The following is an 804-nucleotide window of genomic DNA, read 5'->3' on the forward strand; positions in this document are numbered from 1 at the left end:
GCCAGTGAGATCGCTGCCGGTAATAACGACCTCTCTTCGCGGACTGAACAGCAGGCTGCATCTCTTGAAGAAACCGCTGCCAGCATGGAAGAGCTGACCGCCACTGTGCGTCAGAATGCTGATAACGCCCGTCAGGCCAGTCAGCTGGCGTTAACCGCCTCCGAAACCGCAGAGCGCGGCGGGAAAGTGGTGGATGATGTTGTGGATACCATGCGCGGCATCGGCGACAGCTCGAAGAAAATCGCCGATATCATCAGTGTGATTGACGGTATCGCCTTCCAGACTAACATTCTGGCACTGAATGCCGCCGTGGAGGCTGCCCGTGCCGGTGAGCAGGGGCGCGGATTTGCCGTTGTCGCCGGTGAGGTGCGTAACCTGGCTCAGCGCAGTGCGCAGGCCGCCCGGGAAATCAAAACCCTGATCGAAGATTCAGTCGGCAGAGTCGATGCCGGAGCTGTACTGGTTGAGCGCGCCGGTGAAACGATGGATGAAATTGTCAGCGCGGTCACCAGAGTCACCGATATTATGAGTGAGATAGCCTCTGCCTCGGATGAACAGAGCCGCGGGATTGACCAGGTGGGTGTGGCGGTGACGGAAATGGACAGAGTCACCCAGCAGAATGCGGCATTAGTTGAACAATCAGCCGCAGCGGCTGCATCACTTGAAGAGCAGGCCAGCAGGCTGACTCAGGCGGTGTCTGTATTTCATATACAGGGCAGAGAACTGAAGGCCGGTACGAAAACCAGCATTATGGTGCCATTACAACGACCTGCGCTTAAAAAATCCGCTGATAATGCCGATGAT

General features: G+C 56.8%; 1 protein-coding gene. It reads left to right on the forward strand.

The genetic code is table 11. The annotated features are described in order from the left end of the window. Positions 1-804 (forward strand): methyl-accepting chemotaxis protein (locus N7387_RS21295; protein ID WP_279800957.1); only part of this gene is annotated, 804 nt, incomplete at both ends.

The sequence above is a fragment of the Morganella sp. GD04133 genome, from assembly GCF_029835375.1.
Taxonomy (GTDB): Bacteria; Pseudomonadota; Gammaproteobacteria; order Enterobacterales; family Enterobacteriaceae; genus Morganella; species Morganella morganii_B.